Genomic DNA, 18,096 nt, shown 5'->3' on the forward strand with positions numbered 1-18,096 from the left:
CTGATATGGCTGATCAGAATATCCGGCGGTCTCGTCAGAGTGTTCTGATCTTTTCGCTCGTAGCAGAAAATTAAGCTTCTCACCTCGAAAACGTGTCCCTCCCGAGGTGGGTTTTAAATGGCAATTGAAAATATCGGTCTTGTCGCCGTGACCGAAAGCGCAGCCAAGAAGGTTGCACTCAAAGCAGGCGGAAAAATCAAGGCACACTCAGGTACCAAGTACCTTCTCCAGGTCGAAAACAGCGACGTTGCGCCGGAAAACGTAACCGTCAAGCGTGTTGGCAAGGATCTGCAGATCAGTTTCGAAGGTAGTGAAGAGCCTGATCTGACCATCACTGACTTCTTTGAAGAGGGTATGGACAGCCAGCTCTACGGCGTTGCCGAAGACGGCCAGCTGTATGCCTACGTCCGCACGGACGGCGAAGGTTTCGGCGGCCCGCTGCTGCTGGCCGACGGTGAGTCGGCTCCCATTGCGCTGGGCGGTGATGCCCTGGCGGACGGCGCCGCTTATCTGGCGTCCACCTTCGATGACGCAGCAGGCTTCGTTCTCTGGCCGTGGCTGCTCGGCCTGGCCGGTGTAGGTGCCGCTGCCGCGGCAATCATCCACCACAACCGCGACGGTGGCGGTCACCACGACACCCCGACCAGCCCCGCACCGACCAACATCAAGGCCATCGACGATGTCGGCCCGATCCAGGGCGAACTGCACAACGGCGACATCACCGACGATTCGCATCCGGAGATTTCCGGTAACGGCGTCCCCGGCGCGATCATCCATATCTTCGACAACGGCCAGGAAATCGGCTCCACCACCGTGGCAGCGGATGGCACCTGGTCGTTCACGCCCGATCTCGCCGACGGCGCGCACAACATCGACATCACCCAGGAAGTTCCTGGCCAGAAGCCCAGCGCCCCGGTCAATGTGGTCGACATCGTCGTCGACACCACGGCTCCCGCCGCGCCGACCGCTGAAATCGAAGGCGCCAAGACCGACGGCGAGCATACCTACAGCAACGACGACACGCCGACCATCCATGGCAACGGCGAGCCGGGCGACACCATCATCATCGTCTTCCCCACTGGCGAGAGCGTGACCACCGTCGTGGCCGAGGATGGCACCTGGGTAGCTCCGCAGCCGACCCAGCCGCTGCCCGAGGGTAACAACGACATCAAGGTGATCGAGCAGGACCCGGCCGGTAACCAGACCGAGATCATCGTTCCGGTGATCATCGACACCATCGCCCCGGCGGCTCCCGAGGTGCACCTGGACCCGGATTCCGACACCGGCATCAAGGGCGACGACATCACCAGCGACACCAAGCCGACCATTGACGGCAAGACCGAGCCGGGCGCCGATGTGACCGTCATCTTCCCCAATGGTGAAGAGATCCACACCAAGGCCGATGACAATGGTGACTGGTCCGTCACTCCGACCCAGCCGCTGCCAGAAGGCAACAACGACATCACCGTGATTGCCACCGACCCGGCAGGCAACCAGAGCGAGCCGACCGTGATTTCCGTGGTGATCGACACCACCGCGCCGGCCGTGCCGGAAGCGCACCTGGACCCGGAATCCGATTCCGGCATCAAGGGTGACAACATCACCAACGACACCACCCCGACCATCGACGGCAAGACCGAGCCGGGCGCCGAGGTGACCGTCACCTTCCCGACCGGTGAGGTCGTCACCACCACCGCCGATGCCAATGGTGACTGGTCCGTGACCCCGACCCAGCCGCTGCCCGAAGGCAACAACGACATCACCGTGGTCGCCACCGACCCGGCCGGCAACGCCAGCGAGCCGACCGTCATTGCCGTGGTGATCGATACCCAGGCTCCGGATGCACCGGATGCCTGGCTTGACCCTGCGTCCGATTCGGGCACCAAGGGCGACAACATCACCAACGAGACCAAGCCGACCATCGACGGCACCACCGAGCCGGGCGCGGACGTCACCGTCACCTTCCCCACTGGCGAAGTGATCCACACCCAGGCCGATGACGAAGGCAACTGGCACGTCACTCCGACCCAGGAGCTGCCCGAAGGCAAGAACGACATCACCGTCATCGCCACCGACCCGGCCGGCAACGCCAGCGAGCCGACCGTCATTTCCGTGGAGATCGATACCACCGCTCCGGACGCCTCCCAGCTGGCCATCACCGGCGTGCTGGACGACGTAGGTCTGGTCACCGGCAACATCGAGAACGGCGGCACCACCGACGATTCGCATCCGACCATCAGTGGCACCGGTACTGCCGGTGACGTCATCACCGTCTACACCCAGGACAGCACCGGCCATCACCCGATCGGCAGCACTGTCGTGGGCGAAGATGGCAACTGGTCGCTGACCCCGGAACTGCCGCTGAACTCCGGCCTGAACGAGCTGACCGCCGTCGAGACCGACGTAGCCGGCAACTCCACCACCAGCCAGCCGTACGACATCACCCTGGACATGTCCGCGCCGACCGCGCCGACCATCGAAAGCGTGTATGACGACGTAGGGCCGTACCAGGGCTTCCTGCAGAAGGGCGACGTCACCGACGACAACAAGCCCACCTTCAACGGCAGCGCCGAGGCCGGCAGCACCGTCAAGCTGTATGACGGCAACAACGTCCTGATCGGTAGCGCCACCGCCGACGCCAACGGCCACTGGAGCATCACGCCGGAAGCCGCCCTGGCCGATGGCCCGCACGAAGTCTATGCCACCGCCACCAACAGCGTGGGTGTGCTCAGCGAGCCGACCGGCCTGTGGCCGTTCAGCATCGACACCAGCGCTCCGTCCAACGTCACCGACCTGGTCGTGACCGACGACGTCGGCGCCGTGACCGGTCCGCTGCACGATGGCGACACCACCGATGACAACCGTCCGGACTTCAGCGGCGATGCCGAGCCGGGCAGCAAGGTCATCATCTACGACAACGGCGAGAAGATTGGCGAAGCCGACGTAGGCGACGACGGCAAGTGGGCATTCACCCCGACCGAACCGCTGGCCGACGGCGAGCACGCCTTCACCACCGAAGTGCTCGACGAAGCCGGCAACAGCAGCGGTCAGAACGACCCGCTGCACGTGATCGTGGACACCCGTGACGTAGTCGTCTCCATCACCCACGTGATCGACGACGTGGGCAGCATCACCGGCGACATCGCGCCCCATGGCGTGACCGATGACGTACGCCCGGAAATCCAGGGAACCGGCAAGTCCGGCAGCACCATCACCGTCTACGACGGCGAGGTAGAGCTGGGTACCACCATCGTGGACGCCAAGGGCAACTGGAGCTTCACCCCTGCCAGCGATCTGGCCGAGGGTGCCCATGAAATTCGCGCCACCGCCACCGACAAGTCCGGCAACGTCAGCGACCCGGCGAAGTTCGACTTCAGCATCGACACCACCGCGCCGAACAAGCCGAGCATCGACCAGGTCTACGACGACGTGGGCACCATCCAGGGCCCGATCGCGAACGGCGGCGTCACCGACGATTCGACCCCGACCATTTCCGGCAAGGCCGAAGCGGGTTCGATCGTGACCGTCTACGACAACGGCGAGAAGCTCGGCAGCGTCACCGCCGACAAGGACGGCGACTGGAGCTACACCCCGACCACCCCGCTGAGCGAAGGCGCCCACGAGTTCACCGTCGACGCCACCGACAAGGCCGGCAACACCAGTCCGAAGTCCGACCCGTTCGACATCGTCACCGACTACACCGCTCCGGACATGCCGAGCATCACCGGCGTGATCGACAACGTCGGCGAAGTAACCGGCAACATCCCCAATGGCGGCAAGACCGACGACTCCCGTCCGGTCATCCATGGCGAAGGCACTGCCGGCGACACCATCACCGTCTACGCCAACGACCCCATCGCCGGCAACCATCCGATCGGCAGCACCGTCGTGGCTGAAGATGGCACCTGGTCGCTGACCCCGGAAACCCCGCTGAACGTCGGTCTGAACGACCTGACCGCAGTGGAAACCGATGCGGCCGGCAACTCCACCCAGCCGAGCGAACCCTACAGCTTCGACTTCGACCCGAAAGAACCGGGCGTGCCCGTCATCGTCAGCGTACTCGACGACGTCGGCCCGTACACCGGCTTCCTGCAGAAGGGCGACATCACCGATGACAACAAGCCGACCATCAACGGCACCGCCGAGGCTGGCAGCACCGTCAAGCTGTATGACGGCAACAACGTCCTGATCGGCAGCGCCACTGCTGATGCCGACGGCAACTGGAGCATCACCCCGGAAGCCGCGCTGGCCGACGGCAAGCATGAGGTCTATGCCACCGCGACCAACGACGTTGGCGTGGTCAGCCCGCAGACCGGCAAGTGGGACTTCATCGTCGACACCAGCGCCCCGGACAATGTCACCAACCTGGTCGTCACTGACGACGTGGGCGCCGTGACCGGCCCGCTGCACGACGGCGATACCACCGACGACAACCGTCCGACCTTCAGCGGCGATGCCGAGCCCAATGGCAAGGTCATCATCTATGACAACGGCAACAAGATCGGCGAAGCCGACGTCGATGCCGACGGCAAGTGGGAATTCACCCCGACTACCCCGCTCAAGGATGGCGACCACGCCTTCACCACCGAAGTGCTGGACGAGGCTGGCAACAGCAGTGGCCAGAACGATCCGCTGCACGTGATCGTCGACACCAGCGCCTTGGGCGTGGTGATCACCCACGTGATCGATGACGTGGGCAGCGTCACCGGCGACATCGCGCCCAACGGCGTGACCGACGACAAGCGTCCGGAAATCCAGGGCACCTCCAAGCCGGGCAGCATCGTCAAGCTCTACGACGGCAGCGTCGAACTGGGCAGCGTCACCGCCGATGCCAAGGGCAACTGGAGCTTCACCCCTGGCAGCGATCTGGCCGAAGGCCCGCACAACATCGCCGCCATTGCCACCGACAAGGCTGGCAACGTCAGCGACCCGGCGAAGTTCCACTTCACCGTGGACACCACCGCACCGGACAAGCCGAGCATCGACTCGGTCTATGACGACGTGGGCAGCATCCAGGGCCCGATCGAGAACGGCGGCGTGACCGACGACTCGACTCCGACCATCTCCGGTAAAGCCGAAGCCGGTTCCACCGTGGTCGTTTACGACAACGGCCAGAAACTGGGTTCCGTGGTCGCCGATGCCGACGGCAAGTGGAGCTATACCCCCACTACGCCGATCAGCGAAGGCCAGCACGACTTCACCGTCGATGCCACCGACAAGGCTGGCAATACCAGTCCGAAGTCCGACGTCTTCACCATCATCACCGACTACACCGCACCGGATGCCGACAAGCTGGCCATCACCGGCGTGGAAGACCATGTCGGCACCATCACCGGCAACATCGATAACGGCGGCACCACCGACGACCCGCGTCCGGTGATCCACGGTACCGGCACCGCTGGCGACATCGTCACCGTCTACACCCAGGACAGCACCGGCAACCACAAGATCGGCAGCGCCGTCGTGGACGCCGATGGCAACTGGTCGATGAAACCTGAACTGCCGCTGGTCTCGGGCCTGAATGACCTGACCGCGGTGGAAACCGACCCGGCCGGCAACTCCACCAAGCCCAGCGACACCTACAGCATCACCTTCGACGCCACCGCGCCCCAGGCACCGGTCATCGTCAGCGTGTATGACGACGTAGGCCCGTACCAGGGCTTCCTGCAGAAGGGCGATGTCACCGACGACAACAAACCGACCATCGCGGGTACCGCGCAGGCTGGCAGCGTCGTTCGCCTGTACGACAACAACGACGTCCTGATCGGCAGCACCACCGCCGACGCCAAGGGCAACTGGAGCATCACCCCGGCAACCGCCCTGGCCGACGGCAAGCACGAGGTCTACGCCACCGCCACCAACGCCGTGGGCGTAGTCAGCGACCCGACCGGCAAGTGGGACTTCACCGTCGACACCGGCAAACCGTCCAACGTGACCGACCTGGTCGTCACCGACAACGTCGGCGACGTAACCGGCCCGCTGCACGAAGGCGACACCACCGACGACAACAAGCCCACTTTCAGCGGCGATGCCGAGCCCAATGGCAAGGTCATCATCTATGACAACGGCGCGAAGATCGGCGAAGCCGACGTCGACGCCGACGGCAAGTGGGAATTCACCCCGACCACTCCGCTGGCCGATGGCGACCACGCCTTCACCACCGAAGTGCTGGACCAGGCTGGCAACAGCAGCGGCCAGGGCGACAAGCTGGACGTGATCGTCGACACCTCCAAGGTGGGCGTACAGATCATCCACGTGATCGATGACGTGGGCAGCATCACCGGCGACATCGCGCCCAATGGTGTGACTGACGACAAGCGTCCGGAAATCCAGGGCACTTCCAAGCCGGGCAGCATCGTCAAGATCTACGACGGCAGCGTCGAACTTGGCAGCACCACCGTGGACTCCAAGGGCAACTGGACCTTCACGCCCAAGGCCGACCTGGCCGACGGTGCCCACAGCATCCAGGCCATCGCCACCGACAAGGCTGGCCAGGTGAGCGACCCGGCGAAGTTCGACTTCACCGTCGATACCACCGCGCCAAGCAAGCCGAGCATCGATTCGGTCTATGACGACGTGGGCAGCATTCAGGGCCCGGTCGAGAACGGCGGCGTGACCGACGACTCCACCCCGACTCTGTCGGGCAAGGCTGAAGCCGGCTCCACCGTGGTCATCTACGATAACGGCGACAAACTGGGCAGCACCACTGCCGACAAGGATGGCAAGTGGAGCTACACCCCGACCACGCCGATCAGCGAAGGCGAACACAAGTTCACCGTCGATGCGACCGACAAGGCCGGCAACGTCAGTCCGAAGTCCGATCCGTTCACCATCATCACCGACTACACGGGGCCGAATGACGGTTCCACGAAGCTGACCATCGACAATGTGACCAGCGACAACGCCATCAGCTCGGTCGAGTCGAAGGGCAACGTGACGATCAGTGGCAAGGTGACCGGTGATTTCACCGCGGGCGACAAGGTGACCTTCGTGCTCGACGGTACCACCTACAGCGCCGATGTGAAGGCAGACGGGACCTGGGGCGTGGACGTCCCTGGCAGCAAGCTGGTGGATGACGCAGCGCATGAGATCGATGCGACCCTGGTGGCGCACGATGCGGCGGGTAACGCGGGCACCATCACGGCTTCGCATCCGTACCTGGTGCAGCTCAACAGTGTTTCCATCACCAGCATGAGCAAGGACACCGCGATCGACCTCGCGCACGCCTCTGACTTCATCACGGCCGATGGTTCGGCTGGGCGTGGCGTATATGGCACGGTCGAGCAGACCTTGGCGACTGGGCAGAAGGTTCAGGTGTCCTTCGACAAGGGCGTAACCTGGGTCGACGCCGTCACGACCGGCACCAACTGGGTGGCGGTGGATGCTGGTGCGCATACTGCGGACTGGACCATCCAGGCACGTGTCGTCGCCAATGGCGTGGCACAGACCGATGTCGCCAGCAAGGATGTGAGCTTCCTGGGTAGCGCGGGTAATGCACCGACCATTACCGGGATCCCGGATGCAGTCGGCGTTTACACCACCGCCAAGGCGGCCGATGGCAGTGACGTGGACGTTTCCCTGACTGGCACCAATGCCAAGGTGGGCGACACCCTGCACATCGTCTGGGGCGACACCACCTATGACCAGGTGCTGACCGCCGCCGACATCAGTGCGGGTAAGTTGACCGTCACTGTTCCGGCGGAGCAGACCAAGGTCCAGGGCGGCCAATGGGACTTCGCGGTCACCGCGCAGATCGTGACTCCGGAAGGGCAGATCAGCAAGCCGAGCGAAGCCTTCCAGGTTCACAGTGAGGGCTGGACCACGCTGGCGATCGATGACCTGCAGCGCAACGTGGCCCAGATGGGCAGTGAGCCGGTCTATCAGGGGGGTGGAATTACCATCACTTCCAACTCCAACAGTCTTGCCCATTTTGCCGGAGATGCTACCGGTAACGTAGGATTGCGGATCTCCAACCCGGCAACCAACTATGCCCAGATCAACTTCACCCAGCCGGTGGACAGCTTCTCCATCAATATCGGTGGGCTGCAGAACACTCAAGGCGGTTCCCGCGTCATTGTGTATGACGTGGACGGCAAGGTCCTGTCCGACAGGATGGTGCTGGCAGATGGAACCGGTGGCGTCGCCTCCTCGGCGAACTACAGCTATTCGGCGCCGGTGGGAGTGGATATCGGTCAGGTGAAGATATACGGCGACGGTGTCGATTCGTATGGGGAGCCTGGCGGTGGTATTACCATCGATACCCTGAAATTCCATCAGGTCCACCACGCCCCAGGCTACAACGACAGCTTCACCGACGAAGTGGGCAATACCACCACGGGCGCCGGCTACCACAGCGACGAAGGGCACTTCACCCTGACCTCGCAAGGTACCGTCACCATCAAGAGTGCGCCGGAGCACAACCTGGACGGGCCTTACCTGTATATCGGTAGCGGAGCGAGTGCGATCAACAGTTCGGCGGCGATCTTTACCTTCGACCAGCCGGTGCAATCCATCGCCTATAACCTGTGGGGACTTGAGACCCAGGAAGTGATTCCTGGCAACTATTCGAAGCTGGAGGTATACGACACCAACGGTGCGCTGATCTTCAGCCGAAATGTCACCAACAACGGTGGTGGTACCTACAACTACGAGCAGATCTCCTATACCGCACCGGAAGGCATCAACATAGGCAAGGCAGTCGTCTACCAGGGTGCCCACGGCACCATGCTGGACAACTTCACTAGCATACTGGCACCGAGCGCTCCGTCTGGTCAGAAGCTAATTGACCATAACTGGGAAACCTTCTTCGACGAGGCCAGTGTGACCAAGGCCGTGTCCTGGAAAGCGCAGGTCTTCACCAACGGCGCGTTCACAGGCGACTCGTCGTTGGCCGGTTACCACAGTACCAGCGGTGATTTCACCATCAGTGGTTCGGCAACCAAGACAGCGGGGGGCGGCAATCAGTGGGTGAACGCCAACAACGGCTCCATGTTTGTAGATAACAACAAGACAGCGGTTGTGACCTTCGATTCGGCGCGCTCGAAAGTGGAGATCGGAGCCACCGGTATCGAAAAGGGGAACACCGCGTATGTCAAAGTCTTTGATGTGGCTGGCAGTCTGCTGGATACGATCACGCTGACCAACCCCAACGGTCAGTCCGACGTCCAGTGGACTTGGTATGAGACAGATGGGAACAGCATCGGCCGTATCGAGATCACGGGTGAGAGTGGTGGTACGCATATCACCAGCATCTCCTCTGCGGTGACTCAGGTGACGGCGGAACACGACGTCATCTCGATGGTGGTCGACCCGGTTGCCTACTTCGCCCAGGACTCGGCGCACATCTTCGGCAGCTCCGGCATGGATACGCTGAAGCTGACCGGCGCGAATCAGGTCCTGGACCTGACCAAGCTCACCGGCGACAACGGCGAAGCCAAGATCAGCAGCATCGAGAAGTTCGACATCACCGGCACCGGCGACAACACGTTGAAGATCTCCCTCAACGACGTGCTGCACCTGGGCGAAACCGACATGTTCCAGAAGGACGGCAAGGTTCAGGTGATGGTCGACGGCGATGCTGGCGACAAGGTGCAACTGGCCAACCTGCACGACCACGGCACCGCGCCGGGGACCTGGCAGGCCGCCGGTACCACCAGCATCGGTGGCGCAACCTACCAGGTGTACAGCTACAGCAACCTGGATGCCGAAGTCCTGATCAAGCAGGCCGTGACCGCCTCCATCGTCTAACGCAGCCCCTGGAAAGGGAGGCGGGATACCCATCCCGCCTCCCGCTCCGGACCTATTTGCTTGCTCTGCCTCAAGCGGCGGAGCCAACCAGAGAATCATCCCAATGAAATCGATCATCTCCGCAAAAGGCGCTGCTCAAGCCAAGCGCCAATGGCCCCTGGCCATCGCGGCCCTGGCCGTACTGACCAGCCTCCACGCACCGCTGAGCCTGGCCGCCGCCGGCGACCGCGACATCTACGCCGAGACCTACCAGAAGGTGGAGTCCGTCGTTCCGCAGCAGGCGCAGATCGTCATGTTCCGTGGCAAGGACAACGGCAAGGACGCGGCCCACGTCTACATCGACAGCCAGCTGCAAAGCGCCCTGATGCCCGGTGGCTACACCGTGTTCTGCACCCCGGCGGGCGAGCACTCGCTGGAGACCTACATCGGCGATGCGCCGCTGTACACCGGCAAGCGTAATCCGCAGAGCTACGCCAAGCTCGACGGTGGCCAGACCTACATCCTGGAAGCTTCGCTGACCGGCAGCACCCCGATCGTGCACACCGGCGAGGATGCCGAGCAGAGCCTGCAAGGCATGCGCCGCCAGATCCACGTGATCAGCCGCTCCAGCTCCGTGGTGCCCTGCCAGACCGAGACCAAGCTGAGCCTGCGCAGCGACGTACTGTTCAAGTTCGGCAAGAGTGGCTACAACGACCTGACTGGCGAAGGCCATGCCCAGCTGCGTCAGGTCGTGGCGGACATCAAGAGCAAGAACGAGAACGTCACCGGTATCGAGGTCATCGGCCATGCCGACCCGATCGGCAAGGCTGCGGTCAACCAGCGTCTGTCGCAGGCTCGCGCCGAAACCGTGCGCAAGGTCCTGCTGGAGAACGGTATCCAGAGCCAGCTGGTGCACGCCAGCGGCCGCGGCAGCGCCGAGCCGGTGGTGCAGTGCGACCGTACGCGCAATGCCGCGAACATCGCCTGTAACGCACCGAACCGTCGCGTAGAACTGGTCATCCAGGGCCAGCAGAACGACCAGTAAGGCTCCCTGCTTTTCCTGTAACGCCCACCTCTTTTGCCAGGGCCGCGCTTATGTCGCGTGGTCCTGGCGATTCTTTTTTCGCCTCCCGTTGCTACCTTCCCGTTGCCGTGCAATGCGGCTAATCCGGTGAAGGAAAGGTACGTCAAGCCAATCAGGCTTTTCTGATGCCGCGCGGAATGGTGCATTTCTAACATGCGCACAGCTTCTCCCTTTGCCCATGAAGGTGTGCCCATGAATCCCTCTTCAACGCCCACGGCCTCTGTCGTCGATCTGGGCGTGTCCTCCGAAAGTGACAGCCTGTTGGCGGGTGTGCGCTGGTTGTGCGCTCATTTCGAGCGACCGGCGACCCTGGAGTCCCTGTATGCCGGCCTGCCGCGTGACCAGCGCCTGAAGCCGAGCCTGGTGGTGCGCATGCTCGAACAGGCCGGTATCGGCGCCGGCTGGGTCAAGCGTCGCCCGGCCGAGCTGTCGTCCTACCTGTTCCCCTTGATGTTGCTGTTCCGCAATGGCGAGGCGCGCATCCTGGTTGCCCGCCGTGGCGAGTCGTTCGAACTGCTAGTGCCGGAAGCGGGCGGCGGCACCATCACCATGAGCGCGGAGGAACTGCAGGAAAACTACCTGGGCTACGCGCTGCTGGCGCGCCCCAAGGCGACACCCGATGCGCGCACCGAAGTCCCGCGGGAGGAGGGCAAGGGCCACTGGCTGTTCTCCACCCTCTGGAACTACCGCCGCTTCTACTACAGCGCGGCGCTGGCGACCTTCCTGATCAACATCCTGGCGCTGGCCAGCACCTTCTTCATCATGAACGTGTACGACCGGGTCGTGCCGAACCAGGCCTACGTCACCCTCTGGTCACTGGCCGCCGGGGTGGTGATGGCGATCGGTTTCGAGTTCACCTCGCGGCAGGTGCGCGCGTACCTGATCGACTCCGCCGGCAAGAAGGCCGACCTGATCCTGGGGGCGAAGCTGTTCCGTCAGTTGATGGAGGTCCGGCTGGAGTACAAGCCGCCGTCAGCGGGCTCCTTCGCCAACCAGTTCCGCGAGTTCGAGTCAGTGCGGGACTTCATCACCTCGGCCTCGCTGGCGACGCTTTCCGACCTGCCATTCTGCCTGCTGTTCGTCTTCGTGCTGTTCATCATCGGCGGCCCGCTGGCGTTGGTGCCCCTGGGCTCGATGATCGTACTGATCGGGGTGTGCGCCTATATCCAGCTCCCGCTGTCGCGCTACATGAAGCAGAACCTTCGCGAAGCCTCGCAGAAGCACGGTCTGCTGATCGAGGCCATCGAAGGCGTCGAGACCCTCAAGGCAACCCACGCCGAAGGCAGCATGCAGCGCCGCTGGGAAGACTTCAGCGCACAACTGGCCGCCTCGGGCATCAAGACCAAGGCGCTGTCGAACATGGCCGCCAACTCGGTCTCGCTGATCACCCAGCTGACCACGGTGGTGCTGGTGCTGTGGGGCGTGTACCGGATTGGTGACGGCGACATGACCCAGGGCGCCCTGGTCGGCATGGTGCTGCTCTCCGGTCGGGCGCTGGCCCCGCTGGCCAGTGCGGTTGGCCTCGCCGTGCGCTACCAGCAGGCAAAGACCGCGCTGGCCTCGTTGAACCAGCTGATGGAAATCCCCACGGTCCGCGACAGCAACCGTCGTTACCTGGAAGCGCCGAAGAACGCGACCCTGTCGCTGCGCAAGCTGAAGTTCTCCTACCCGGCGCCGCCGATGCAGCCGCGCCCGACCGTGCTGAACAACGTCAGCCTGGGCATCAAGCACGGCGAGCGCGTGGCCATCGTCGGCAGTATCGGCAGCGGCAAGTCCACCTTGCTGCGCCTGATGGCGCGCCTGTACCAGCCGGTGGAAGGCCAGGTGCTGATCAACGGCATCGACGCCGAGCAGATCGACCCGGCGGACTGGAACGCCATCGTCGGTTACGTCGGCCAGGATGCCCGGCTGTTCTTCGGCTCGCTGCGCGAGAACCTGGTCATCGGCAATCCGTCGGCAACCGGTGAAGAGATCCTCCGCGTGGTGCAACTGACCGGCCTGGACTCGGTGGTGGCTGGTCACCCGCTGGGCTTCGATCGACCGGTGGGCGAGATGGGGCAGGCGCTGTCCGGCGGGCAGCGGCAACTGGTCGCCCTGGCGCGATCGCTGCTGCTCAACCCGCAGGTATTGCTGCTCGACGAGCCCACCAGCGGCATGGATATGCAGACCGAACGCCTGTTCCTGCAGCGCCTGGAAGCAGCCACCCAGGGCCGCACCGTGGTGATCGTCACCCACCGCTTCTCGGTGCTGGAGCAGATCGATCGCCTGATCGTCGTGGACTCCGGCCAGATCGTCGCCGACGGCCCGAAGGACGAAGTGCTGCGCGCCCTGCAGGCCAACAACTCCCCCGCGCCGAGCAAGGCGCCGGCCACTACCCGGTGAGCAGATCATGACTGATACCCCCAATACGCAAGCGACGGTTCCCGCCGTCGTCGAACCCTCGACGGCGCTGGCGACCAAGGTCACGCCCTATGCGAAGGAAGTGGCGCGTCTGCGCGACAACGATATCGCCTACGTCTCGGACCTGCAGGCCGCGCTGATCGCCCAGAAGACCACGGCGAGCACGGTGGTGCTGCTGCTGATTGCGGCGGTGTTCACCGGCCTCATCGTCTGGGCCTACTTCGCCCGGGTGGAAGAGATCACCAAGGGTGAGGGCAAGGTGATTCCCTCCAGCCGTGAGCAGGTCATCCAGAGCCTGGAAGGCGGCATCCTCGAACAGATGAACGTCAAGGAAGGCGACGTGGTGGAGGCTGGCCAGGTCCTGCTGAAGATCGACCCGACCCGCGCCAATGCGAGCTACCGCGAAGCGCAATCCAAGTCGCTTGCGCTCAAGGGCCAACTGGCTCGCCTGCGTTCGGAAGCCTACGGCCAGCCGCTGGTGTTCCCGGATGACGTAAAAGCCGTGCCGTCGATCGTCAGTGCCGAGACCGAAGCCTACAACGCTCGCAAGCATGCGCTGGACGAAGGCATCGCCACGCTGCAGAAGAGCCTGTCGCTGGCCCATGGTGAGCTGACCGTCTCCGAGCGGCTGGCCAAGCAGGGCCTGATCTCGGACGTCGAGATCCTGCGCATGCGCCGCCAGGCCAACGACTTCAACCTGCAGATCAGCGAGCGCCGAAACAAGTACCGCTCCGATGCCAACGCCGATCTGACCCGCGTCGAGAGCGAGCTCGCCCAGTCGGTGGAGAACGCTGCGGGCCGCGAAGACGTGATGAAGCGCACCACGCTCACGGCGCCGCTCAAGGGCATCGTGAAGAACGTTCGCGTTACCACCATCGGCGGTGTGATCCAGCAGGGCCAGGACATCATGGAGATCGTCCCGCTGGAAGATCGCCTGCTGGTGGAAGCCAAGATCCGCCCGGCCGACGTGGCCTTCCTGCGTCCCGGCCTGCCCGCCACCGTGAAGATTTCAGCCTACGACTTCGCCATCTACGGCGGCCTGACCGGCAAGGTCGAGCTCATCAGTCCCGACACCATCAAGGACGACGAGCTGGCCCGCCAGGGGCGCCCGGATACCTCCTTCTACCGCGTGCTGATCCGCACCGACGAGGCCGAGCTGACCAAGGGCGACAAGCACTTCCCGATCATTCCCGGCATGACCGCCACCGCGGAGATTCGTACCGGGGAGAAAACCATCCTGGATTACTTACTCAAGCCCGCGCTGAAAGCGCGTGAGGCCTTCCGCGAGAGATGATGAAAATGAAAAACCTCAAACTGACTCCCAACAATCTTCGTAAACGGTTCGGCTTCGGCCGCTCGGCGCTCGCCGCCGCCGTGGCCACGCTGGCGACCCTGTCGGGTGCCAACGTCGCATCGGCGGATGAATATGCCGGGGCGCTGAGCTTCTACTCCTCATCCAAGGAGCGAGCCCAGGTCGCTGCCGGTGCTGCACCGGCGCTGCCCACCGCGGCACCCGCCGCAATGCCTGCCGTTGCTGCGGTTGAGGCTCTGGTGGCAAAGCCTGTCGCTGCTCCGGCTGTTGATCTCGCCAAGTCGGTAACTGTTGCCGTCACCGAAGCCAAACCGACCAAAGCGCCCGAGGTGCGTCCAGCGGTCACGAAGCCCGCGCTGGACCTGAGCCTGCCGAAGGGCATTGGCGCTGGTACGTCATTCGGCGCAGGCAGCGGTGTTTCCGCTTCCAGCCTGGGCACCTCGGAGGCTTCGCTGGCCTATCTGCGCCAGATGGTGGGCACCGCGTTGCAGATCAGTCCGGAAATGAAGCAGGCCGACGCCAACTGGCAGGCCGCCAAGGGTGATGTGGACCAGGCCAAGGGCGCACGCTGGCCGCAGGTGCAGGTCAGCGCTGCATCGAAAAGCTGGCAGAGCAAGAAGAGCAACGACTACGACAACAGCGGCAGCACGACAGTGCAGATGACCACGCCGATTTATGACTTCGGCGCGATCAGTCACACCATCGATAGTCGCAAGAACACCGCGAATGCCCAGCAGGAAGCGATGTCACAGTCCGAGGTGTCGGTTGCCTACAACACTGCCTCGGCGGTGGTCGAACTGGCCCACCAGCAACAGGCGCTGGATATCAGCGATCGCTATGTAACCCGGATGCGCGAACTGGTGGACATGCTGTCGAAGATCGCGCAGGTGGACCCGGGCCGTGCCAGTGAGGCGGTGCAGGCCCGCTCGCGCCTCCTGCAGGCGGAAACCGCTCGTGACACCGTACAGTCCAAGCTTCAGGAGGTGAAAACCACCTTGGCCAAGCTGGTGGGCGAAGACGTGACAGTACCGGCGAATGCGAAGTGGGACTGGGCGCCGATGCCCCTGGAGGAGGCGCTGGCACAATTGTCGGATACGCCTGCTATTCGTCAGGCGCGTTATGAGAAGGAAGCGGCTCTGGCCAATGCCGACTCGGTGAAGTCCTCGCGCATGCCGAAGCTGAACTGGGTTGTAGGGCGCAGCGCGGGCGGTAATATGCTCAACAACGACGTGCCCTGGTCGACCGGTCTTGCGGTCGAGTGGACGGCGTTCTCCGGCGGTTCGGCGTCGGCAGCACAGCGTGCGGCCTATTCGCGGGCCAGCGCAGCCGAGCAGAAGATGGAAGCGACTCGCCGCGAGTCGGAGTACTCCATCCGCAACCTCGCCCAGCAGCGTGACCTGTCGGCATCCCGAGTGAACGACTACAAGCAGCTGCTGACCGAGTCCGATCGGGTTCGCAAGATGTTCTATGACCAGTGGTATAACCTGGGCAAGCGTACCCTGCTGGATGTACTGATTGCAGAGAACGAGTACTACTCCCATCAGCTCGAGGCGTCGGATACATACTACAGCTCGGTCACTTCCGACCTGCGCATTCGCGCCCAGACCAGCGGCCTGATGGCCTGGCTGGCGCCGGGCAGTGAGTCGGCCACCCGCTGATCGCGTGCGGTCAGCGTAACGACCGTCCCCGCTTAACTTTCCCACTTCCTCCCGGCATGCCCGCTTCGGTGGTCATGGAGGGTCAGCTCGTCCCTATTGTGGGGTGGGCATGCCGAGGAGCGTCTGGATCGTCCAGTACGATCGTCACAACTTGAAGCAGTTTGACCCTTGCAAATGCTGTTGTGCGTCGATGTGTCGCAGGCTGCGCGCAGCGCTTCGAGGACTTTCGCAACGGTTCTTGATCGCCATCATGGCAAGGTCTTTGCCAAGTGCTTCACAGACTCTTTTCAAGCTTCCCGTGGCGGCGCTGAAAGCCGCGTTTTTCATGGATCTGACACAATTCCATGGCAGCCACGGGCAAGCCTTTGGCAGGCAGAAAATACCCCTTCGTACTTCGCGTGAATTGTTCGTTTTCTGATCAGTTAGGGCCGCGACTGTTTCTCAGGTTGAGAAAATATCTTGTTAAAAATGAAAGGCCGGGGCCTTGAAAGGCATTTCTGAAATGCTTTGTAATACCCGCCGTCCATTTCCTACCCCCAAATCGCTGAGTCGCACTGACGTAGATCAAGGCCAGTGCTCACCCTTCGGTGCAGCGGCATAACAACAGGGGGCTGCCATCGGTGGGCTCCTGTCATAAGACGAGTCGGGCAATCCGCTCGTGCATCCGGTGTGCGACGCGCGCGCTCTAGCGAGCCGCCAGTCCAGACACTACACGCTGAATAACACGGATCGAATCAGCTGACGAAATCGGTTTCGCATCGCGAAGACCGGGCGACCTCCCTTTGCCTGGAATCCGTGCGGCCGCGTTCGTGAATCCATGACAGCCCTGGCAGGCGGCTTGGAAAAGTCGCGGGTAACGAGTCGTCGAGCAGTGCATGGCGAGGACTCGTGGGCGGTGAAGCGATTTTCATCCACTAAGGCCGCAAGATGAAAAAAGAGCAGTACACAGGAATTTTGAAGAGACTTGCGTGGCTGCCGATGCTGATGCTCGGTGGTTGCAACATGGCGCTGTTCGACCCGAAAGGGCAGGTCGGCGCTGACGAGAAGTCCCTGATCATCACGGCAACCCTGCTGATGCTGATCGTGGTGGTGCCGGTCATCCTCATGACCCTCGGGTTCGCCTGGAAATACCGGGCATCGAACACCAAGGCCACCTACATGCCGGACTGGTCCCACTCGACCAGGATCGAGCTGGTGGTATGGCTGGTTCCCTGCCTGATCATCGCCGCACTCGGCTGGATCACCTGGGAGAGCACCCACAAGCTGGACCCGTATCGTCCGCTGGACTCCGAGGTCAAGCCGGTGACCATCCAGGCCATCTCGCTGGACTGGAAGTGGCTGTTCATCTACCCGGAACAGGGTATCGCCACCGTCAACGAAATCGCCTTCCCGAAAGACACCCCGGTGAACTTCCAGATCACCTCGGATTCGGTGATGAACTCCTTCTTCATTCCGCAGCTGGGTAGCCAGATCTACTCCATGGCCGGAATGATGACCAAGCTGCACCTGATCGCCAACGAAGAAGGCGTGTTCGACGGTATCTCCGCGAACTACAGCGGTGGCGGCTTCTCGGGCATGAAGTTCAAGGCCATCTCCACCTCCGAGCAGGGCTTCCAGGAGTGGGTCGCGAAGGTCAAGGCCTCGCAGCAGACCCTGAATCTGGATCAGTACCCGGAGCTGGTGAAGCCGACCGAGAACGTCCCGGCGACCTATTTCGCCACCGTCAGCCCCGAGCTGTTCTCCAGCGTGCTGAACAAGTGGGAACACGCCGGCCACCAGATGGCCAAGGCCCACAAGCTCGAAGAGCAGGCCAAAGGCGAGCACGGCGAAGCTGCCCATGACGAGACCGCCATGGCGGGCCACGACATGAGCAACATGCCGGGCATGCAAATGAATCCGAGCCAGGAGTAACCACA

Annotated in this window: 6 protein-coding genes; all 6 read left to right on the top strand. The window is 63.0% G+C overall.

What is annotated here, in order from left to right:
* The first annotated feature begins 117 nt into the window (after positions 1 to 117).
* The 6 genes from GA645_RS04870 (at position 118) to cyoA (ending at position 18,091) form a co-directional block, all read left to right on the top strand.
* Complete coding sequence (locus GA645_RS04870) at positions 118 to 9,747, top strand: Ig-like domain-containing protein (RefSeq protein ID WP_152220465.1); 9,630 nt, start codon at positions 118 to 120, stop codon at positions 9,745 to 9,747.
* A 103-nt stretch (positions 9,748 to 9,850) separates the two neighbouring features.
* Complete coding sequence (locus GA645_RS04875; protein WP_152220467.1) at positions 9,851 to 10,771, top strand: OmpA family protein; 921 nt, start codon at positions 9,851 to 9,853, stop codon at positions 10,769 to 10,771.
* Between the two features lie 231 nt (positions 10,772 to 11,002).
* Positions 11,003 to 13,192: a type I secretion system permease/ATPase gene (locus GA645_RS04880; protein ID WP_152220469.1), complete on the top strand. Its 2,190-nt coding sequence runs from the start codon at positions 11,003 to 11,005 to the stop codon at positions 13,190 to 13,192.
* 7 nt (positions 13,193 to 13,199) lie between these two features.
* Entirely contained in the window at positions 13,200 to 14,504 is a 1,305-nt protein-coding gene (locus GA645_RS04885) for an HlyD family type I secretion periplasmic adaptor subunit (RefSeq protein ID WP_372239779.1), read from the top strand.
* A 5-nt stretch (positions 14,505 to 14,509) separates the two neighbouring features.
* The gene (locus GA645_RS04890) at positions 14,510 to 16,180 is read left to right on the top strand and encodes a TolC family protein (protein ID WP_152220471.1); all 1,671 of its coding nucleotides are present in this window, start codon (positions 14,510 to 14,512) and stop codon (positions 16,178 to 16,180) included.
* Between the two features lie 927 nt (positions 16,181 to 17,107).
* Entirely contained in the window at positions 17,108 to 18,091 is a 984-nt protein-coding gene (gene cyoA / locus GA645_RS04895; protein ID WP_152220473.1) for a ubiquinol oxidase subunit II, read from the top strand.
* The last annotated feature ends 5 nt before the right edge of the window (positions 18,092 to 18,096 follow it).

It is taken from the genome of Pseudomonas sp. SCB32, assembly GCF_009189165.1.
Lineage (GTDB): Bacteria > Pseudomonadota > Gammaproteobacteria > Pseudomonadales > Pseudomonadaceae > Pseudomonas.